Origin of the sequence: Microbispora sp. ATCC PTA-5024 (assembly GCF_000511135.2) — a bacterium.
In the GTDB taxonomy this organism is placed as follows: Bacteria; Actinomycetota; Actinomycetes; order Streptosporangiales; family Streptosporangiaceae; genus Microbispora; species Microbispora corallina.
This window is the reverse complement of the sequence record NZ_KI866525.1, coordinates 308,083-327,844: the sequence shown is the minus strand read 5'-3', so window position 1 is coordinate 327,844 and position 19,762 is coordinate 308,083. Positions and strand designations below refer to the sequence as shown.

Annotated in this window: 15 protein-coding genes and 3 tRNA genes; 9 read left to right on the top strand and 9 right to left on the bottom strand. The window is 73.5% G+C overall.

Going from position 1 to position 19,762, the window contains the following annotated elements; translation table 11 throughout:
• Nucleotides 1–17 precede the first annotated feature (17 nt).
• The 3 genes from MPTA5024_RS27485 to MPTA5024_RS27475 all read right to left on the bottom strand — a co-directional run bounded on the left by MPTA5024_RS27485 (nucleotide 18) and on the right by MPTA5024_RS27475 (nucleotide 2,345).
• The gene (locus tag MPTA5024_RS27485) at nucleotides 18–221 is read right to left on the bottom strand and encodes a hypothetical protein (RefSeq protein WP_051458752.1); all 204 of its coding nucleotides are present in this window, start codon (nucleotides 219–221) and stop codon (nucleotides 18–20) included.
• 29 nt (nucleotides 222–250) lie between these two features.
• Nucleotides 251–733: an STAS domain-containing protein gene (locus MPTA5024_RS44740; protein WP_063794786.1), complete on the bottom strand. Its 483-nt coding sequence runs from the start codon at nucleotides 731–733 to the stop codon at nucleotides 251–253.
• 109 nt (nucleotides 734–842) lie between these two features.
• On the bottom strand, nucleotides 843–2,345 hold the full coding sequence (locus MPTA5024_RS27475) for a glycoside hydrolase family 28 protein (RefSeq protein WP_198167427.1): 1,503 nt from the start codon (nucleotides 2,343–2,345) through the stop codon (nucleotides 843–845).
• 221 nt (nucleotides 2,346–2,566) lie between these two features.
• Between MPTA5024_RS27475 and MPTA5024_RS27470 the strand changes: the two genes are divergently transcribed.
• Nucleotides 2,567–3,745: a DNA polymerase domain-containing protein gene (locus MPTA5024_RS27470; RefSeq protein ID WP_036329932.1), complete on the top strand. Its 1,179-nt coding sequence runs from the start codon at nucleotides 2,567–2,569 to the stop codon at nucleotides 3,743–3,745.
• Here MPTA5024_RS27470 and MPTA5024_RS27465 read toward each other — a convergent pair.
• The 3 genes from MPTA5024_RS27465 to MPTA5024_RS27455 all read right to left on the bottom strand — a co-directional run bounded on the left by MPTA5024_RS27465 (nucleotide 3,721) and on the right by MPTA5024_RS27455 (nucleotide 10,330).
• The gene (locus MPTA5024_RS27465) at nucleotides 3,721–6,066 is read right to left on the bottom strand and encodes a GMC oxidoreductase (protein ID WP_036329930.1); all 2,346 of its coding nucleotides are present in this window, start codon (nucleotides 6,064–6,066) and stop codon (nucleotides 3,721–3,723) included. The two genes, MPTA5024_RS27470 and MPTA5024_RS27465, sit on opposite strands and share 25 nt — an antisense overlap.
• A gap of 30 nt (nucleotides 6,067–6,096) precedes the next feature.
• The gene (locus MPTA5024_RS27460; protein ID WP_036329927.1) at nucleotides 6,097–7,209 is read right to left on the bottom strand and encodes an alpha/beta fold hydrolase; all 1,113 of its coding nucleotides are present in this window, start codon (nucleotides 7,207–7,209) and stop codon (nucleotides 6,097–6,099) included.
• 202 nt (nucleotides 7,210–7,411) lie between these two features.
• The gene (locus tag MPTA5024_RS27455; RefSeq protein WP_036329925.1) at nucleotides 7,412–10,330 is read right to left on the bottom strand and encodes an ATP-binding protein; all 2,919 of its coding nucleotides are present in this window, start codon (nucleotides 10,328–10,330) and stop codon (nucleotides 7,412–7,414) included.
• A 234-nt stretch (nucleotides 10,331–10,564) separates the two neighbouring features.
• Here MPTA5024_RS27455 and MPTA5024_RS27450 point away from each other — a divergent pair, with 234 nt between their 5' ends.
• The 4 genes from MPTA5024_RS27450 (at nucleotide 10,565) to MPTA5024_RS27435 (ending at nucleotide 15,716) form a co-directional block, all read left to right on the top strand.
• On the top strand, nucleotides 10,565–13,036 hold the full coding sequence (locus tag MPTA5024_RS27450) for a molybdopterin oxidoreductase family protein (RefSeq protein ID WP_036329923.1): 2,472 nt from the start codon (nucleotides 10,565–10,567) through the stop codon (nucleotides 13,034–13,036).
• Nucleotide 13,037: 1 nt separating this feature from the next.
• A complete protein-coding gene (locus MPTA5024_RS27445) occupies nucleotides 13,038–13,499 on the top strand; it encodes a hypothetical protein (RefSeq protein WP_036329921.1) in 462 nt (153 codons plus the stop codon).
• Nucleotides 13,500–13,693: 194 nt separating this feature from the next.
• On the top strand, nucleotides 13,694–14,458 hold the full coding sequence (locus tag MPTA5024_RS27440) for an SDR family oxidoreductase (RefSeq protein ID WP_036329920.1): 765 nt from the start codon (nucleotides 13,694–13,696) through the stop codon (nucleotides 14,456–14,458).
• Between the two features lie 22 nt (nucleotides 14,459–14,480).
• Complete coding sequence (locus MPTA5024_RS27435; RefSeq protein ID WP_036329918.1) at nucleotides 14,481–15,716, top strand: MFS transporter; 1,236 nt, start codon at nucleotides 14,481–14,483, stop codon at nucleotides 15,714–15,716.
• Nucleotides 15,717–15,742: 26 nt separating this feature from the next.
• Here MPTA5024_RS27435 and MPTA5024_RS27430 read toward each other — a convergent pair.
• The 3 genes from MPTA5024_RS27430 to MPTA5024_RS27420 form a co-directional block, all read right to left on the bottom strand.
• A tRNA-Val gene (locus MPTA5024_RS27430) sits at nucleotides 15,743–15,817 on the bottom strand.
• Nucleotides 15,818–15,842: 25 nt separating this feature from the next.
• Nucleotides 15,843–15,914: transfer RNA gene (locus MPTA5024_RS27425), tRNA-Gly, on the bottom strand.
• 75 nt (nucleotides 15,915–15,989) lie between these two features.
• Nucleotides 15,990–16,060: transfer RNA gene (locus tag MPTA5024_RS27420), tRNA-Cys, on the bottom strand.
• Nucleotides 16,061–16,230: 170 nt separating this feature from the next.
• Between MPTA5024_RS27420 and MPTA5024_RS27415 the strand changes: the two genes are divergently transcribed.
• From MPTA5024_RS27415 to MPTA5024_RS27400, 4 genes are all read left to right on the top strand, one after another.
• A complete protein-coding gene (locus tag MPTA5024_RS27415) occupies nucleotides 16,231–16,794 on the top strand; it encodes a DJ-1/PfpI family protein (RefSeq protein WP_036329916.1) in 564 nt (187 codons plus the stop codon).
• A 197-nt stretch (nucleotides 16,795–16,991) separates the two neighbouring features.
• The gene (locus MPTA5024_RS27410) at nucleotides 16,992–17,261 is read left to right on the top strand and encodes a hypothetical protein (RefSeq protein WP_036330804.1); all 270 of its coding nucleotides are present in this window, start codon (nucleotides 16,992–16,994) and stop codon (nucleotides 17,259–17,261) included.
• A gap of 8 nt (nucleotides 17,262–17,269) precedes the next feature.
• Complete coding sequence (gene glmS, locus MPTA5024_RS27405; protein ID WP_036329914.1) at nucleotides 17,270–19,087, top strand: glutamine--fructose-6-phosphate transaminase (isomerizing); 1,818 nt, start codon at nucleotides 17,270–17,272, stop codon at nucleotides 19,085–19,087.
• Nucleotides 19,088–19,460: 373 nt separating this feature from the next.
• A partial coding sequence (locus MPTA5024_RS27400; protein WP_036329912.1) for a helix-turn-helix domain-containing protein occupies nucleotides 19,461–19,762 on the top strand: 302 nt, incomplete at its 3' end.

Genomic DNA, 19,762 nt, shown 5'->3' with positions numbered 1-19,762 from the left:
ACCGGCGCGCCCGCGCCTCAGGACTCCGAGACCTCCGGAGCCGGCTGCGACGCGTCCGCGACGGCGGCGTTCTGCAGATCGCGCAGGAGGGACATCGCCGCGGCCGGGTCGCGCAGGATGAGCGGGTCGCGTTCCAGCTTCGACAGCTCGACGGGAGTGAGGTTGCGGGAGGCGATCACGCCGTCGTACTTGACGAGCAGGACCGAACCGACCTGAACCACGGCCTCCCGGGTCCCGCCCAGCGAGGCGATCAGCTTGGCGACGGTGTCGGCCTGCCGCTCACCTCCTCCCAGTTCTCGTCCGGCTCGCCGGCGTAGGTGAGGCGCCCGTCGACCTCCGCGTAGCGCCGTACGGCGTCCATCCGGTCGCCGTAGACGGGGAACACCTTCGACATGCCGGTGATGCGCAGGTACTTGCGGGTCTTGTCCTGCCTCTCCCGCTGGGACGGGTCGGCCGCGTCGGCGATGACCAGCACGAGCGACCCGCCCCGCCCGCGGGCGCGTTTCAGGCCCCCCACGAGGATCCCGAGCCCGGTCGAGTCGAAGAAGTCCACCCGGCTCATGTCGACGATGACGTGCGCGTGCTCGTGCAGCACCTCGGTGAGGAGATTCCTGAGGTAGGGGCCGGTGTAGACGTCTATCTCGCCGTCCACGACGACCAGGACGAGGCCCGGCCGGAGGCCGTGGTAGGCGAGTCTGAAGACGTCCTCGTACGGGTGCGTCGGATAGTCCAAGGCCGTCCCCTGCCGCCGGTGGACGCGACCTCGATCGTAACCGGCGGGGTCGTCGTCCGCGGGCCTCCCGGCCCGGCGCCTCGGAAGGGCCGGGCCGGGAGGGCGGGGCTCAGCCGCAGCTCTGGGTGGAGCCGCCGGACGAGCTGATCCGCAGGGAACCGCCGGAGCTGTTCGCGCTGTTCGTCACGCAGTAGCCGGTGACGGACTGGAATCCGAGGTCGTGCGGGCTGCTGGAGCCGCGCTCGGCCGTGAAGTGGTCGAACGTGAGCCCGCTCGCGGCGTTCGCGATGACGGCGGGCCTGCCGTCGTTCGAGGCGAACTCGACCGAGCTGTTCACGAACTTCACGTTGTCGGCGTTGTGGATGTACCAGCCGTACGCCGGCCGGGTGCCGATGCTCTTCGGGTTGTAGTCCTTGGGGTCGTTGGACGGGACGGAGGTCGACATCGTGCCGTTGCCGCCGGGCACGGTGAGGTGCACGTTCGTGAAGGTCACCCCGCTGATCCGGTTGGACCCCGACTCGCCCCAGAGCGTCGGGCTGAACGACGGGCTGACCCCGGTGCCCTGGATGTTGTCGTAGGTGACGTCGCTGATGCGGCCGACTCCGGGATTGTTGCCGCAGCGTTTCCGCGTGCCGATCTTCTGCATGATGGGCGAGCGCACGCCGGTCATCGTGATGTCCCGGTAGTGCACGTCGCTGATGACCGAGCCGTCCATGGACACCATGCCGAGGCCGGACTTGTCGGCGCCGGTGATGGTGATGCGGGCGAACTGGTAGTCGCTGAAGTCGCCGCAGGTCTCCGAGCCGAACATCAGCGCGTTGCAGCACTCGGCGGACAGGTGGGAGTCGGTCACGGTGACGTGCCCGTTCGGCATCTTGGCGCCCAGCGCGTAGTCGCTCTTGAACACGAGCGCGTCGTCGTTGGCGGCGATGTCCGCGTTCGTGATCGTGACGTTGGTCGCGCTGATGACGTTCCAGCCGTCGCGGTCGCTCGCGGTGTCGATGTGCAGGTGGTCGGAGGTGATGCCGGTGCAGCCGTTCGTGAGGATCGCGAAGTGGCCGCCCCGGCGGAACGTGACCCCGTTGAGCGTCAGCCCGTTGCACCGGGTGAGGGAAAGGATCTTGTCGGCCTGGCCGGAGTCGGGGTTGCCGGTGATCAGGTGGCCGCCGCCGTCGATCGTGCCCGACCCGGTGATCCCGATGTTGGTGAGCCGGTCACCGTAGATCATCGCGTTGTGGAAGTGGCTGTGGCCGTAGTCCTGATAGTCGTCGTTGGGGTTGGACTCGGGGGCGTCGTAGTCGTCGGAGCCGGAGCCCTTCAGCGTGGCGCCCGAGTCGAGCTGCAGGGTGACGTTGCTCTTCAGGTGGATCGTGTTGCTCGACCTGTACGTCCCGGAGGGGAAGCGGACGATCCCGCCTCCGGCGGCGTTCGCGGCGGTGACGGCCTTGTTGATGGCGCCGCTGTCGTTGTTCGAGCCGTCGCCCTTGGCGCCGTAGTCCTTCACGTTGAAGGTGGCGGCGGCCGTGGCCGGCGGGCTCACGACGACCGTCGTGGCGGCCACGACGATGAGCGCGGCGAGCCACACCCATACCGTTGACGCGCGTCGTAACACAGCATCTCCGTTCCGATCAGGCCGGGTCTCGCCAGTGACCGGCCGTCTCAGGTGCCTAGAGGAGCCTCCATGCGTCCACGCGCGCACACCGCTGGTCGCGGTGGGCTCAGACTAGGCATCAGACATCCGATGAGTCAAGCAAGTCAGGCGGACGTGAACCTTCACGTCGGACGGATTTCCGGGATAGCTCCGATGTATGAGGGGCGGCGTAGGGTGGCGGCATGACGCTGGAGGTCGACGGCAGGGAAGTGAAGATCACCAGTCCCGAGCGCGTGGTCTTCCCCCAAACCGGGCACACGAAGCTCGACCTGGTGTCCTTCTACCGCGTGGTGGGGGAGGGGGCGCTGCGCGGCGTGGCCGACCGGCCGGTCATCCTGAAGCGGTTCGTGCACGGCGTCGACCAGGAGGCGTTCTTCCAGAAGCGGGCCCCGGCCAAGCGCCCCGCCTGGATCGAGGTCGTGGAGCTCAGCTACCCCTCCGGCCGCACGGCGGACGAGGTCGTGATCCGCGACCTGGCCACCCTGCTGTGGACGGTCAACCTCGGCTGCGTCGACCTGAACCCGCACCCCGTCCGCGCCGGGGACCTCGACCACCCCGACGAGCTGCGGATCGACCTCGACCCGGTGCCGGGGGTCACGTGGGAGCAGATCGTCCGCACCGCCTTCGTCGCGCGCGACGTGCTGGAGGAGCACGGCCTGACCGCCTGGCCCAAGACGTCCGGCTCGCGCGGCTTCCACGTGTACGCGCGGATCGAGCCCCGGTGGGCGTTCCGCGAGGTCCGGCTGGCGGCCGAGGCCGTGGCGCGTGAGGTCGAGCGCCGGGCGCCGGAGATCGCCACGAGCCGGTGGTGGAAGGAGGAGCGGTGGGGCGTGTTCGTCGACTACAACCAGAACGCCCGCGACCGCACCGTCGCCTCGGCCTACTCGGTGCGGCCGACCGGCCTCGTCTCCACGCCGCTGCGCTGGGACGAGGTGGCCGCGTGCCGGCCCGAGGACTTCACGATGGCGAGCGTGCCCGACCGGTACGCCGAGCTGGGCGACCCGTGGGCCGGGATGGACGGGGCGGCGGGCGTGCTCGACCCGCTGCTTGAGCTGGCGGAGGCCCAGGGCCCGCGCCCGGCCCCGCCGAAGGGCGAGGGGCGGCGCAAGCCGACCATGCCGCTGATCGAGATCGCCCGGGCACAGACGAGGGACGAGGCGATGGCCGGGTTCGAGCGCTGGAAGGCCCGCCACCCCGACGTGGCGCGGCTGCTGCGGCCCGCCGACGTCCTGGTGGACGGCATGCGCGGCCGCAGCTCGGTCTGGTTCCGCATCCGGGTCAACCTCCAGCACGTGCCCGAGGCGGAGCGCCCGGAGCAGGAGCCGCTGGAGGTCGACTACGACCCCTGGCGCGGCCGGTAGATGTCCCAGAGCTCGCCGAGGAAGAAGCCGCAGAACCGGGTGAGCGCCCCCGTGCCGTCCGGGCCGGCCGTGCGGAAGGTGGTCAGCATCCGCGCCAGGTCGGACGGGAGGATGTGCAGGGTGCCGGCGGCCACCACCTTGGCGTCGTCGTCGCCCCCCTCGTCGACGTGGCCCTCGAGCAGCCGCGCGTACAGGGTGGAGGTGTCGAGCCACAGCCGCGTCGGCGGGCCGTGGTGCACGTCCTTGTAGCCCGACAGGGTGCGCGGCCGGTTGTCGGCGTCCCAGAAGTGGAGGCGGTAGTTCATCCGCCTGCGGTCGGGCGCCTCTCCCGGCACGAAGAGGTTGAACCAGCCCCGCGCGATCGGGCGCCGGCCTCCGCAGACGGCCGTGTCGATCCAGCCCTCCGCCCGCGCCCGGTGCCCGGGGTCGCCGAGGAAGGCCGCGATGTCGTCGACCGTGATGGTGAGGCGGAACGTCACGTGGCCGCCCTCGGGCGTGCCCATGCGTGACCGGGGGTCGGTGCGGCCGACGCCGAGGAAGCCCCGCATCTCCTCGACGAACCACAGCGAGGTGCGCTCGCCGAAGACCGGCGGGGGGTCGTCCGGCCCCGCGACGGGCTCGGGCGCGGCCGTCACGCGGGCCGCGGTCGGGGTGGGCGTCTCCAGCATCCGCGTGCACATGCGGTCGGACAGCGCGGCGATCGTCAGCGCCGGGTTGGCGCCGACCGGCCCCGGCATGGCGGCGCCGTCCGCGACGTACAGGCCCGGGAAGCCGAAGACCTCGCCGTACGGGTCGCAGACGCCCTCCCCGGGATGGCGGCCCATCGGCGCGCCGCCCAGCGGGTGGACGGTCATCACCCGCTTGCGCCACCACGACGGGCTGTCGGCGTACTCGGCCCCGAGGACGTGGCCGATCCGCCGCATCGTGGCCCGGAGCCGCTCGTAGTACGCGTCGCTCGTCTCGGCCGTCCAGACGACGTCGAGCCGGCCGTCGCGCAGCCGCAGCTCGCCGTCGGGGACGTCGCGGCCCATCCCGAGCAGCGGCAGCGACGTGCCCGACAGCTCGCCGCGGCCGAGCAGCCCGGCGATCTCGGCCGACAGGTTCGTGTCGTGGGTGACGAGCCCGCGCAGGCGCTCCAGCAGGAAGCGGCCCGCCCGGCCGGCCTCCCCGCCCAGGTCCGCGGCCTCCACCAGGTAGTCGACGAACGCCGGGTAGCCGCCCTCCTCGATGTAGGCGCCCCGGCCGTCCGGGCCGTCCTCCAGGCGGATCGCGCTGGTGATCACCGGGCCGCGGCTGGCCTGGATGGGCCGGGTGCGGCTGCGGTCGGTGGCGCGCAGCAGGAACGCCAGCAGGTCGCCGTTGCCCGAGAAGCGGGTCCCGAGCGCGCGGCTCAGGCCGGGGAAGGCCGCCCGGTTCTTCAGCAGCAGGTGCGTGGTGCCGTACGTCCCGGCGGCCAGGACGAGCCGGTCGCAGCTGATCGTGTGCGGGCCGGTCCACCGCGGGCGGCGGCGGTCGTCGTCGTCCGGCGAGACGGGCGGCATGTGCTCGACGTACTCGACGTCGTAGCCGCCGCCCACCCGAGGCCGGACGGCCCGCACCTGGTGGAGGGTGCGCAGGTCGGCGCCGCGCCGCCGGGCGGCGGACAGGTAGGTGTGGTCCAGGCTGTTCTTCGCGCCGTCGTTGCAGCCGAGGTCGCACTCGCCGCACTGCCGGCAGGTGCGGCGGACGCGGCCGTGCACGTTGCCGTACTCGGGCTCGGCGATCGGCAGGCCCAGCCCCGGTTCCGCGCCGCGGGAGGGGGCGAAGCTCACGGCGAGCGGCGGCAGCCGCCAGTCGAGCCCCAGTTCCGCCGCCGCGTCACGCATGGCGAGCGTCTTGAGCGTGTCGCCGAAGGCGGGGTGGCCCAGCGGGTACGGCGAGACGCCGATCATCTGCTCGACCGCGTCGTAGTGCGCGTCCAGCTCCGCGCGGCTCACCGGCCAGGACTCGTAGCCGCCCTTCGGCAGTGACTCCTCGTGGACGAACCAGTCCTCGTCCTTGCGCAGCAGCACGTTGGCGTAGATGAGGGATCCGCCGCCGAGCCCGCTCGACACGACCGAGTCGCAGTCGCGGAAGCTCCAGACGTCGTACATCCCGTACAGGCTCTCGGACGGGTCCCAGAAGGCCCGGGCGAGCTGGGCGGGGCCGCGGGGGAAGTCACCGGGCGGGTATGGCCTGCCCCGCTCCAGGACCACCACCGACAGCCCCGCGTCGGCGAGCCGGTAGGCGGCGACCGCCCCGCCGAAGCCCGATCCGACCACAACAGCGTCGACGTGTTCCATGGGTGCTCTCTGTGCGCTATTCGGGCCGGCTCAGTGCCGCTTGACGAAGTCGAGGATGTGCGGGAAGACGTCCTGGTGGGCGTTCCTGCCGATGAGCGTGTCGATGTGCCCGTAGCCCGGCAGGATCCGCAGCTCGTGCCGTCCCGGCGCGGCCTTCGACAGCAGCCGGTGGCACACGATGTTGGAGTCGGTGAAGACGTCGTTGTGGTCGCCGGTCAGGTAGAGGATCGGGGTGTCGACGTCGGCGATGTTCACCAGGTAGTCGTCGGGCAGGGCGGCGTGCCGCCGGTCGGCCGGGTCGAACTTCACCGCGTGGCCGGCCGCCACCATCTTCCGCACGTGCCGGTAGTAGTGCAGGTCGCAGGCGCCGTTCAGGTCGGCGAGCCGCTCGTGGACGTGCGTCTCCGGACGCAGGTTGCGGTGCCGGTACATCGCCGGTCTGCCGCTGCCCCACATGAAGCTCTGCATGTGGCAGGCGGGCTCCCGGCACTCCGGATGGAGCAGGGAGACCGCCTGCGCCAGCAGCTTCCTGCGGGTCAGCGGCGGCGCGTCCGCGAACCGCGGGTCGAGGTACGGCAGCCCCGTGCCGTACTCGAGGAGTGCGGGCCCGAAGGTGAGCTTGACCCGCGCCCACGGGTGCACCCGCGGGGTCAGGCCGACGCTGTTGGCGACGAGACTGGCGATCCCGTCGACGGCGCCGGAGAACAGGCTCATGTGGAACGACACCGACCCCAGGCAGTGGGCCACCACGTGTATCCGCCGCGCCCCCACGTGGCGGCGGAGTTCACGCAGCGCTGCCGGGAAGTCGTAGTGCGCGATGTCGTCCAGGGTGTGCCTGCGCGTCTCCACGTTGTACGGGAAGCGGTTGCTCATCCTGAAGTCCAGCGCCCACACGTCGCCGTACCCGTTGTCGTGCAGGAACCCGACCAGGTTGGTGTGCTCCGGCATGATGAACATGTCGCTCGACGAGGTCAGGCCGTGCACGAGCAGGACGACGTCGTCCTGCGCGTCCGGCCCGGGCTCGCCGTGCCGGCGGAACCGGGTCAGCTGAAGCCCCAGTTCGTCCTCCGTGGAGAACGGATGGACCGTCACCTCGGCGTCCCGCACGCCGTCGAGCGTGAACCGCGGTATCCGGTGCTCCATCTGATCGCCCTCCTCTGGTCGTGCCGTCCGATCCCCATCGGGCCGGCACGGTTCCGTGGGACACCCCGGGTCGCGCCTCCCCCGAGGCGCTTCCCTGGCCCGAGGCAACCTTCTCAGCGTCCCCGTGACGGCGGCATCGTGGAAAACCCGTACTCGTCCCGGACGGGCCGGTCTCCGGGGTCCGGGGGCCCGCCGCGACCGATCAGTTCCGCCGGTTCAGGGCGGTGGCGACGCCGACCCGCGAGGTGACCTCGAGCTTGGCGAAGATCCGCGACAGGTGGGTCTCGACCGTCCGGACGCTGAGGAACAGGCGCGCGGCGATCTGCTGGTTGGTGAGGCCCTCGGCGACGAGCAGGGCGACCTCCAGCTCGCGGGGCGACAGCCCGAGGGTGCCGTCCCTTCCCCTGTCGGCCCCGGCCGCCGGGCCGCTCCCGACGCGGACGCCGAGGCGGCGCAGCTCGCGGTCGGTCTGCGTCTTGAGCGCCCGGGCGCCGCACGCCTCGAACGCCTCGGCCGCGGCCTTGAGGCTCTCCCGCGCCCTGGTGCGGTCGGACGCCTCCAGGTGGGCCAGGCCCGCGGCGAGCAGGGCGCGCCCGCTGTCGAGCCGCCGCTCGCTGGAGGCGAGCAGCGCGGCCGCCTGCTCGGCCGCCCGCGCGGAGGCGGCAGGCGCGTCCCTGCGCAGGGCGTGCGCCCGCGCGAGCGGGGCGAACCCGGAGAATGCCGGCAGGCTCGGATCGTCGATCTGGGCGGCCCTGGCGGCCCACGCCGCCGCCCCCTCGTCGTCGCCCAGGCAGGCCGCGGCCTGGGCCAGCGCCTCGCACGCCTGCAGCAGCGTCCCGCGGTCGAGCTGCGGCTGGTCGAACCCGGCGCACGCGTCGAGGACGGCCTCCGCGCCCTCCGCGTACCGTCCGGCGTTGACGAGGGCCTGGCCGCGGGCGTAGCGGGCGGTGGCCTCCCAGACCTCCCCGCCGCCGACCCCGCGCTGGACGGCCTCGTCTCCCGCGAGGAGGGCCGCCTCGTCGTCCCCGGTCCACGACGCGGCCAGGCACACCTGGGTGAGCGCGAACACGAGCTGCTGGCCCGAGTCGAGCAGCCGGGCGCCCTCGACCGACTCCTCCGCCGTGGCCGTCGCCTCCGGGAGGCGGCCCATGGCCACCAGGGTCTTGGCCCGTCCGGCGAGCAGGTTCGTGAGGATGTAGCTCTGGCCGGTCGCGCGGGCGACGGCCGCCGCCCGGTCGAAGTGCCGCAGGGCGTCGCCGTACCGGCCGAGGTTGGACTCCGCCCAGCACAGCCACGCGATGGCGTCGAGCCACTCCGACAGATGCTCGTCCGGAGCGGCGGCCAGCAGCCGGTCGGCCAGGTCGGCGTAGCGCAGTGCGTCCCCGGTGCGCCCCGCGGCGAACGCCGGCATCGGCCGCAGCGCGGCCACCGCGACCGCGAGGCCGGGCTCCCAGTCGTCGGCGTCGTCCGGCATGAGGTCGAGCACGGCCTGGGCGGCGAGGAAGTCGACCCGCATCATGCTCTCGGCCACCAGCCGCATGCGGAGCGGGACGGCGGCGGCGGCCCGGGGGTTCGGCATGCGGCTCAGCTCGTCGAGCAGCAGCGCCCTCGCCTCGTGCGGCCGGTCGAGCTGGCGCTCCATGAGGGCGCACAGCCGTGCCGCCCGGCCCCGCCGGGACCAGTCGTCGTCGGGGAGCATGCGCAGCAGCTCGCGGGCGGTGTCCCTGCCCTCGGCCAGGCGCCCGCTGACCCCCTGCGCCCAGCTCAGCTCCATCATCAGCGCCATGCGGTCCTCGCGGGTGGCGCCGTCGTCCGGCATCAGGCCGAGCGCCGCCTGCAGCCAGTGGGCCGACGTGGCGGGGGCGTGGGTGGTGACCGCGCGGGCGGCGGTCACGAGCACGCTCACGGCCCGCTGGTCGCCGAAGGAGCCGGAGTGCTGCACGTGGTGGGCCTGGACGGTCGCCGGGGCGCCCAGCTCGGCCAGGTGGGCCGCGATGCGGGCGTGCGCGCCGAGCCGCCACCCGGCCGCGGCCGACTCGTAGGCGGCCTGCCGCACCAGGGGGTGCCGGAAGCGGAAGCGGGCGCCGGCCGAACGCACGATGTCCCGCTCCACGAGCTCGTCGAGCGCGGCCAGCGCCGCGGCCGGGGGCACCTGCGCCGCCACGGCGGCGATCGACGGCTCGAACTCGTCGGCCGCCACGGCGGCGGCCTGCGCCACCCGCAGCGCGTCGGCCGACAGCCGGGCGAGCTCGACCTGGAGCGCGGCCCGCACGGTCGGCGGCAGCGAGGCCACCTCGGTGTCGGCCATCCGGGCCAGGGCCTCCAGGTAGAACGGGTTTCCGCCGCTGGCCTCGTACAGGGCCCGGCCCCGGCCGCGGCTCACGCCGGGGCCCAGGAACTGCTCGACCTCGGTCAGGCTGAGCGGGCCGACCGCCGTCTCCTGCCCCCGCGGCCCGGCGGCCCTGGCGAGCGTGGCCAGGCGGGGGGCGGCCTGCGCGGGACGGTAGGCGACCGCCATCAGCACCGGCCCGGCCGGCGGGTGGCGCACGATGTGGTCGAGGAACTCCAGGGTGCTGTCGTCGGCCCAGTGGACGTCGTCGAGGACCAGCACGAGCCCCGACGTCCCGGCCACGGCGTCCACCAGGTGGCGCAGCGCGCGGTAGAGCCGGTAGCGGGCCAGGCCGCTGCGGTCGTCGTCCAGGGCCAGGGCGAGGCCGGCGTCGTCCCCGCCCGCGAGTCCCGCCGCCAGCCCGGTCGCGAGCGCGGGGAACACGCTGGCCAGCAGCACGGCCTGGGCCGGGCCCAGCGCCTCCGCGACGTCGGGGCCCTGCGCGTCCAGGTGGTCGTCGAGCGCGTCCACCAGCGCGCTGAACGGCATCATCTGCTCGAACTCGGCCGCGCGTCCCCATAACGGGGTGCATCCCCGCTGGGCCGCCATCGTCACCAGCTCGCCGAGCAGCCGCGTCTTGCCCGCGCCCGGCTCGCCCACCAGCGCGAGGAAGCGGAACCCGTCGCGGGCGGCCGCGTCGAGCGCCCCGCTCAGCGCCGTCACGGTGTCGTCGCGCCCGACCAGTGGCGTGGGTACGCCCGATACGACCGGTTGGGCCGTACGTCCGTCCATCCCCCACCCCACAGTGACGCGCGGACCGCCCTGCCTTCTGTTAAGCCGCGCCGACATTCACCAGTAAATGCACTTTACAGATCGTCCGGCCACAGAGGGGACACACTTCGGCATCAACACCTCAGGGAAAGTATTCGAAAAGGAACCGGTCAGTTCGGTCGATTACGGGATCAGGCGTACGTGTCACCGGGTAAGGGGAGCGTCGTTCACACATCGTCACCGCGGAGGTGCCAGGTGCTGGACCGGACCGCCGATCCCAGGATGCGGCGCACGCCGTACGGACCTCCCGACGCTGTGGAACGCCTGGCAGCGGCGCTCCCCGGACGCCTTCGCGAGGCGCTTCCCCCGGTCATCCGCACGGGGAGCCCCTGGCCGGTCCGGGTGGACGTGCTGCTGGAGGACGGGCTGTCGGAGGACGACGTCGACGCGTGGGTCCCAGGGGTCTCGGTCCTCGGCGCCGGCGGGGACGCGCTCGACGTCGCGGTGCGGGACGGCCGGGTCGTCGGGGTCCGCGGCCGGGCCGCCGACCGGGTCAACCACGGCAGGCTCGACCCGCGCGAGGGCGACGCCTGGCGCCGGCGCTCCGGCCGCCTCACCCGGCCCCTCGTCCGCGACGGCGACCGGCTCGTCGAGGCGACCTGGGACGAGGCGCTGGACCGCGTCGCCGCACGGTCGCGCGAGCTGCTGGCAGGGCCGGGCGGCTGGGGCAGGATCGGCTTCCACACCGGGGGGCGGCTGTTCCTGGAGGAGCACTACACGCTCGCCGTCATCGGCAAGGCCGGGATCGGCACCCCCCACATGGACGGGGACACCCGCTGGCAGGCCGCCGCCGCGGCCGCCGCCCTCGCCGAGAGCTTCGGCGCCGACGGCCAGCCCGGCACCTGGACCGACGTCGACCACTGCGACGCCGTCGCGCTGTGGGGCCATGACGCCGCGTCCGCCGACCCGGTGCTGTGGGAGCGGGTGCTCGACCGGCGCCTCGGCCCGGGCCCGCCGGCGGTGGTCGCCGTCGACGCCCGCGACTCGGCCGTCACCCGCGAGGCCGACGTCCACCTCGCCCCCCGCGCCGGCACGAACGTCGCGCTGATGAACGCCCTGCTGCACGAGCTGATCGCCGGCAACCGGTACGACCCGGCCTACCTCGCCCAGCACGCCACCGGCTTCGCCGAGCTGTGCCGGGTCGTGGAGGCGTACCCGGCCAAGCGGGCGGCCGAGATCTGCGGCGTGCCGGCGTGCGACATCGAGCGGGCCGCCGACGTCCTCGGCTCGGCCGAGCGGCTGCTGTCCACGGTCGGGCCGGGCTTCCACCGGTCGAACCAGGCCGTCGCCGCCGCGTGCCAGGTGCACAACCTGCACCTGCTGCGCGGCATGCTCGGCCGCCCGGGCGCCGGGGTCCTCCAGCTCGGCGGGCCGCCGTCCGGGCGGAACGCGCTGGAGACCGGCGCCGCGGGCGACCTGCCCGGCCTGCGCAACTGGGCCAACCCCCGGCACGTGCGCGAGCTCGCCGACCTGTGGAACGTGGAGCCCTCCGTCATCCCGCACTGGGGGCCGTCCACCCACGCCACCCAGATCTTCCGGTACGCCGAGGAGGGCTCCGTCGGGCTGCTGTGGATCACGGCGTCCGACCCGGTGGGCGCCGTCCCCGGGCTCGACCGCGTGCTGTCCCGGCCGGACGTGTTCGTCGTCGTCCAGGACCCGTGCCTGACCGACACGGCGCGGCTGGCCGACGTGGTGCTGCCCGCCGCCGCCTGGGGCGAGCGGACCGGGACCGTCACCTCCGCCGACCGGACCGTCCACCTGTGCGAGAAGGCGGTGGAGCCGCCGGGCGAGGCCCGGCCCGACCTCGCCATCCTGCTCGACTACGCACGCCGGATGGGGTTCGCCGACCGGGCCGGCGCGCCCCTCGTCCACTGGCACGACGCCGAGTCGGCGTTCGAGGCGTGGAAGGCCTGCACGAAGGGCCGGCCCTGCGACTACACCGGCATCACCTACGAGCGGCTGCGCGCGGGCGGCGTGCAGTGGCCGTGCGCGCCGTCCGGGTCGCACGGCATCGAGCGCCTCTACGCCGGAGGCCGCTTCGCCACCTCCGCCGGGCAGTGCCAGACGTTCGGGCACGACCTCGCCACCGGCGCCGACTACGGCGACGAGCGCCCCGAGGACCCGGCCGGGCGGGCGCTGCTCCACGCGGCCGACTACGAGCCGTCCCCGGAGGTGGTGGACGAAGACCACCCTCTGGTGTTCACCACGCGGCGCCTGCCCGTGAGGCCGGCGCCGATCACGGAGGCGTCCCCGCAGCAGGGCCACGGGCCGGGGCTGGAGGTGCATCCGTCCGACGCCGCCGTCCTCGGCCTGGGCGAGGGCGACCTCGCGCGGGTCGAGTCGCCCCTCGGGTCGATCGAGGCCCGGGTACGGCTGTCGGGGACGCGGCCGGGCATCGTCGTCCTGCCGCTGCCCGCAGGTGGCGACGAGGCTCTCGCGCGCGCCGCCGCCCACCTCACGGCGACGGGCTGGGACCCCGTCGCGCGCCAGCCGCTGCGCACCGTCGCCGCCGTACGGCTGTCCGCCGTGAACGGCGCGGGCGGCGCGCGGCCGGGCCTCGGGCCGATGGCCGTGGCCCCCATGACCCCCCTGCCCGCAGCCGACCCGGGGGTGCCCGCGACAGCGGGCGGCCCCGCCGAGCCGTCGGACCGGTTCGAGGAGGTGTGAGATGCACCTCGCCCACTACCTGGGCCTGCTTCACCGCTCGCAGAACGACCTGGCCGACGCCTTCAGGGCCGTCCGGCTGGGCCATCCGCGGGAGCCCGACCTGTACGGCGTCTGCGAGCGCCTGGCCGCCCAGTGCCGCGACCAGGCCCGGCGGCTGGAGCCGTTCCTGCGAAGGTACGGGCCGTCCGCACCGGAGGAGCCCGAGCGGATGCACGGGACGCTGTTCTCCGGGGCCCGGCGGGGCGCCCTCGGGCTGCTGCGCGACCTGCACGACCTGTACCTGCTGGCCACCGAGTGCGAGGTGTCCTGGGCCCTGATCGGCCATGCCGCCAAGGGCGCCAGGGACGAGGAGCTGCTCGACCTCGTCCGCCACTGCGGCCAGGAGACCGCCGTGCACCTGCTGTGGCTGCGCAGCCGCATGCGTCAGGCCGCCCCGCAGGCCCTCGTCGTCCAGGCCTGGTAGCCTCCCGCCGTCGGTGTCGATCACAACGAGGCGGCCTCCATGCCCCCTGCGCGTCCGCGGCAGCCGTACGCCCTCCTCTGGTGGGCGCTCGCCGCCGGTGTCAGCCTCCACGCCCTCGCCGCGCCCTGCCTCGCGGCGCCCCCGGGTGCCGTCCGGACCCTGCCCGGCGTCCGTCCGGCGGTTCGGGGGGCGGTATGACCGGGCGGGAGGGGCGGGCGGGGAAGCTGGCCCTGGTCACCGGCGCGAGCCGGGGGATCGGCGCCGCGACCGCGCGGGAGCTGGGCGGCCGGGGCTACCACGTGATCGCCGACTACCGGCGGGACGAGGCGGCGGCCCTGGCCGTCGTGGCCGACGTCGAGGCGGCCGGAGGGACGGCCCGGGCGGTCCGGGCGGACGTCTGCGACCCCGGCCAGGTGGCCGCCCTGGTGGCGGCGTGCGAGCGCGTCGACGTGCTGGTGTGCAACGCGAACATCCAGCCGCCGTTCGCCACCTTGGCCGACCTGTCCTGGGAGGACTTCGCCGGCAAGGTCACCCGCGAGCTCGCCGCCGTCTTCCACGTGACGAAGGCGGTGCTGGAGGTGATGCGCGGGCAGGGCGGCGGCCGGATCGTGTACGTCTCCAGCATCAGCGCCGACGCCGTGGGGCCGGGCACGATCGCCCACAGCACCGCCAAGGCCGCGCTGGAGATGTTCGCGCAGCACGTCACCGCCGAGGCGGGGCCGCACGGGATCGGCGTCGCCGTCGTCGCCCCCGGCGCCGTGCGCACCGACGCCACGGCCGGCCTGATGTCGCCGGAGTTCGAGGCGAGGTGGGGACGCCGTTCGGTGCTCGGGCGCATGCTCGAACCCGAGGACGTGGCCACGGTGATCGCCTCGGTGGCCGACGGGGGATTCCATGCCGTCAGCGGGGCCCGTATAACCGTCGACGGGGGGCAGCGCTTCATCCCGGCCCCCCGCTGACCGGACGGGGGGAGACGGCCGCATGGGGGACGCCGAGCCGGGGGACGCCGGGCGTGACCGGCCGCTGTGGCGGGACCGGAACTTCGCGATCTTCCTGGGCGTGCAGACCGCCTCCGTCGGGGGCGACGCCTTCTCGGCGGTCGCGCTGCCGCTGCTGGTGCTCCACGCCACGGGCTCGGTCGCCCGGATGGGACTGGTCACGGCTCTGGCGGGGGCGGCGTCCATCGTCGCGGGGATCTTCGCGGGCGTCCTGGCCGACCGGCTCGACCGGCGCTCCCTGCTGATCGCCTGCGACGCCGCCAGGGCCGTCCTCTACGGGCTGGTCGTGGCCTTCCCCCACCTCGGCGTCGTGTACGTGGTCGTGCCCCTCGGGGCCGCCCTCGGGATGGTGTTCGAGGTCACGTACGTCACGGTGGTGCCCGCGCTGGTCGGCGAGGGGCAGATCATGAGGGCGAACAGCCGGCTCTACGGGACGTACGCGGTGGCGAGCGTGGTGGGCCCGGCGGTCGCCGGGACGCTGTCGGCGGCGTTCGGGCCGCAGACGGCCATCGCGGTCGACGCCGCCAGCTTCGCCGTCTCCGCCGCCGGCCTCTGCCTCGTCCGCCTCCGCGTCCGGCCCGGACGGCTGGAGGCGCCCGCGGCGAGCCCGCTGAGGGACGTGCTCGCCGGGGCGCGGTTCCTGTGGCGGCACCCCGTGCTGCGGACGCTGACCGCGCTGCTGTCGTTCCTGACGTTCGTGACGTACGGCCTGACCGACGTGCTGATCTACCGCCTGGAGCGCGACCTCGGGCAGCCGGACGGCGTTGCCGGGTACGTGCTCGCCGCGGCCGCCTGCGGGTCGCTGGGCGCGGCCCTGCTGGCGGGGCCGCTGCGGGGCAGGTTCGGCTTCGGGCCGACCTGGATCGGCGCGTACGCGCTGGGCGGCCTGGCCGTGGCCGCGCTCGGGCTGGTCACGAGCGTGCCCGCGGTGGCGGTGCTGGCCGCGGCGTTCCTGTTCTGCACGGGCGCGGCCGGGATTTCCTCGATGTCGCTGCGCCAGGAGATCACCCCCGACCACCTGCTGGGCCGGGTGACCTCGGCGTTCTGGACGGTGCACTCGGCGCTCGGCCCGGTGGGGGCGGCCGCGCTCACCTGGGCGGCGGCGCGGGAGGGGACGGCGGCGGTGTTCGCGGCAGCGGGAACGGCGTGCCTGGCGGCTGCGCTGGGAGCGGTGTGGACCCCACTCGGGCGGTCCCGCCCGTCGCCGGAGCCGACATGATCATGAGGATGATCGAGGTGAGGAGATGGTGGGCGATACTGGGATTGAACCAGTGACCTCTTCCGTGTCAGGGAAGCGCTCTCCCGCTGAGCTAATCGCCCGTGCCCGGCACGAGTCCGGACTCCGAGCGGAAGACGGGATTCGAACCCGCGACCCTCACCTTGGCAAGGTGATGCTCTACCACTGAGCCACTTCCGCGTTCATCGCCCGGCCCTGCCCGGCGACGCGTGTTAACTCTAGCGGATCGCCGGGGGTGCCGGTGCCGCCTCGCGGAGGTGGAGACGGGATTCGAACCCGTGTACGCGGCTTTGCAGGCCGCTGCCTCGCCTCTCGGCCACTCCACCGGGGGTCGCGACCCCGGGGTGAAGGACCCCTCGCCCCTGGTCACGTCGGAACTCTATCGCCTGATCAGCGGATCTCCATGTGCGAAAACGGCATACGTACCGAACGTTGACCTCGTGAGGACGGGTGCGCAGGATCGAGTCGGAACGTCAGCGACGACGAGGGGTGTGCCATGGCGAAGGTGCTCATCATCACGGGCGACGCGGCCGAGGACCTGGAGGTGATGTATCCGTACCAGCGGCTGCTCGAGGAGGGGTACGAGGTTCTCATCGCGGCGCCGTCGGCGAAGAAGCTGCAGTTCGTGGTGCACGACTTCGTGGACGGCTTCGACACCTACACCGAGAAGCCGGGGCACACGTGGGCGGCGGACGTGGCCTTCGCCGACGTGCGCCCGGAGGACTACGCGGCGCTGGTGATCCCCGGCGGCCGGGCGCCGGAGTACATCCGGGGCGACGGGCACGTCCAGGAGATCGTCCGGCACTTCGCGGAGGCGGGCAAGCCGATCGCCGCGCTGTGCCACGGCCCGCTCGTGCTGGCCGCCGCCGGCGTGCTCAAGGGGCGGGAGAGCAGCGCCTACCCGGCGTGCGCCACCGACGTCGAGCAGGCGGGCGGCACCTGGCTCGACAGCGAGGCCCACGTCGACCAGAACCTCGTGACCGGGCGCGCCTGGCCCGACCACCCCGCGTGGATGCGGGCGTTCATGCGCGTCCTGCGGGCCACCGCCCCCGCGTCCTGATCCCCGCTTCCGGGCTCCCGCGCCCGGTCCGCCGTCCCCATCGGGAGCGGGCCGGGCGCGGAAGCCCGTCCCGTACGGCGACCCGCTGAGAGGGCTCCGGCCGTCGCGCGCGCCCGGAACGGACTGATCCTGCCCGAAATCGGGCAAGAAACTTGATAGTCGGCATCCGCCCTGCGTTAGGGTCCTGGTCTGTGTCCATGACACGGCATCCGTTCGAGGATCTGATCGGCCACCTCACCCGGACCACGTCACTCGGGCCGGGAGAGGCCGCGCGCGTGGTCGCCGACGTCCTGGCGTACTTCGGCGAGCCCGCGGAGGAGTACGTGCGGCGCCGCCACGGCGAGCTCAAGGCGAGGGGGCTGACGAACGACGAGATCTTTCCGAGGATCTCGGCCGAGCTTTCGGGAAGGCGTGTCTCGGCACCGGAGCTGTCCCTGCGCCAGCTCCGCCGGATCGTTTACGGATAGGAGCGGATATGTGCGGAATCGTCGCCTATGTCGGGCCTAAGGACGCGGCACCCATCCTCCTCGAAGGACTGCAGCGCCTGGAGTACCGGGGCTACGACTCGGCCGGTCTCGCCGTCGTCACGGGGAAGAGCCTGAAGACGCGCAAGGTCAAGGGCCGGGTGGCCGACCTGGCGGACGTGGTGCCCGCCCGGTTCAAGGGGACGATCGGCATCGGGCACACCCGCTGGGCCACCCACGGCGTGCCGAGCGACGTGAACGCGCACCCGCACCTCGACCAGGAGCAGCGGGTCGCGGTCGTGCACAACGGCATCATCGAGAACGCCGACGAGCTGCGCCGCCGCCTGGAGGCCGAGGGCGTCGCCTTCGAGAGCGAGACCGACAGCGAGGTGCTGTCCCAGCTCATCGGCCGTACGGTCCGGGACACCGAGACGCTGGAGGAGGCCGTCCGGCGGGCGCTGAAGAGCGTCGTCGGCACGTACGGCATCGCGGTCCTCGACGCGCAGCGTCCCGGCGAGGTCGTGGTGGCCCGCAACGGCAGCCCGATCGTGCTCGGCATCGGCGAGAAGGAGATGTTCGCCGCCTCCGACGTCGCCGCGCTCATCCGCTACACCCGCCAGGTCGTCCACCTGGAGGACGGCGAGCTGGCCGTCATCACGTCCGACGGGTTCCACACGTTCACCAGCGACGCGAGGGAGACGGCCAAGGAGCCGTTCACGGTCGACTGGGACGCCGGCCACTACGACAACGGCGGCTACGAGCACTACCTGCTCAAGGAGATCTCCGAGCAGCCCGACACGGTCGCCCGCACTTTGCGCGGCCGGGTGGACGACCGGTTCCACATCGCCCACCTCGGCGGTCTCAACATGGACGCCCGCGAGACCCGGTCGTTCCGCAGGGTGAAGATCATCGGCTGCGGCTCGGCGTACTACTCCGGGCAGATCGGCGCGCAGATGATCGAGGAGCTGGCCCGGATCCCCGCCGACGCCGAGCCCGCGTCGGAGTTCCGCTACCGCAGCCCGGTCGTGGAGGCCGACACGCTGTACGTCGCCATCAGCCAGTCGGGGGAGACCTACGACACGCTCGCGGCCGTGCAGGAGCTCAAGCGCAAGGGCGGCCGGGTGCTCGGCATCGTCAACACCGTGGGCAGCGCCATCGCCCGCGAGTGCGACGGCGGCGTCTACCTGCACGCCGGGCCGGAGGTGTCGGTCGCCTCGACGAAGGCGTTCACCTCCACTGCGGTCGCGTTCGCCCTGCTCGCGCTGCACCTCGGGCGGGTGCGCGACCTGTCGCCGGCGGACGGCCGGCGGATCTGCGAGGGGCTGCGCCGGCTGCCCGAGCAGATCAAGGAGATCCTCACGATGGAGGAGCAGATCAGGGAGCTGGCGATCAAGTACGCCGACGCCCCCGGCATGATGTTCGTCGGCCGCGTGCGCGGCTACCCGGTGGCCCGCGAGGGCGCCCAGAAGCTCAAGGAGATCTCGTACGTCCACGCGGAGGCGTACCCGGCGAGCGAGCTGAAGCACGGCCCGCTCGCGCTGATCAGCCCCGAGCTGCCGACGGTCGCGATCGTCCCGGACGACGAGCTGCTCGACAAGAACCTCACCACGCTCGGCGAGATCCGGGCCCGTCACGGGCGCATCCTGATGGTCGGCCACCGGACCTCGGAGCAGGCCGACGACTGCGTCGTGGTGCCGAAGAACGAGGTCGAGCTCGACCCGATCCTCCTCACGATCCCGCTGCAGCTGTTCGCCTACCACGCCGCCGTCGCGCTCGGCCGCGACGTGGACAAGCCGCGCAACCTGGCCAAGAGCGTCACCGTGGAGTGACCCCGGCTCACGCCGGTGGGTACGGCTCGCGCTTCCGGGGCGCGAGCCGTACCCGGCGGGACCCGGGCACCGCGGGAAAGGCCCGCCCTCCGGCGGGCGGCGAGCCGCCCCCGTGTGCGGCCCGTCGTCCTCGGGGCGGGTGGCCGTGCCGGGCCCGGTGAGCGTGCGTCGTCGCGGCGGACGCGGCCGCGCGCGTGGTCACGTCACACTTCTCGTCCCAGATGCTCTCGGGCGATCCCGTTCCGGACAACGCGCAGGCCCGCACATGGGACGGGTGGGATGCCTTCAGGTGATCTGACCTGCGGCTTCATTTTCGTGTCGGGACACGCTGCCATACTGCGCTGTCGGGGAGGCGCGTGCCTGAGGAGGTCGGGTGGCCGGGTCGGGGGCTGACAAGGAGTTCGCGCGCCGGCTTCGCGGGCTGAAGGAGCGCAGCGGGCGCAGCTACGAGGAGCTCGCGCGCTCGGCGTTCGTCAGCAGTTCCACGCTCCACCGGTACTGCAGCGGCCGCAGCGTGCCGCCCGACATCGGGGTGGTCGTCCGGGTCGCCAAGGAGTGCGGCGCCGGGTCGCAGGAGCTGCAGGAGCTTCTGCGCGCGTGGGCCGCCGCCGAGGCCGAGCGCCGTCCCGCCGACGCCCGCGCCGCGACCCCCGCCGCCACCGGCACCTCCGCCTC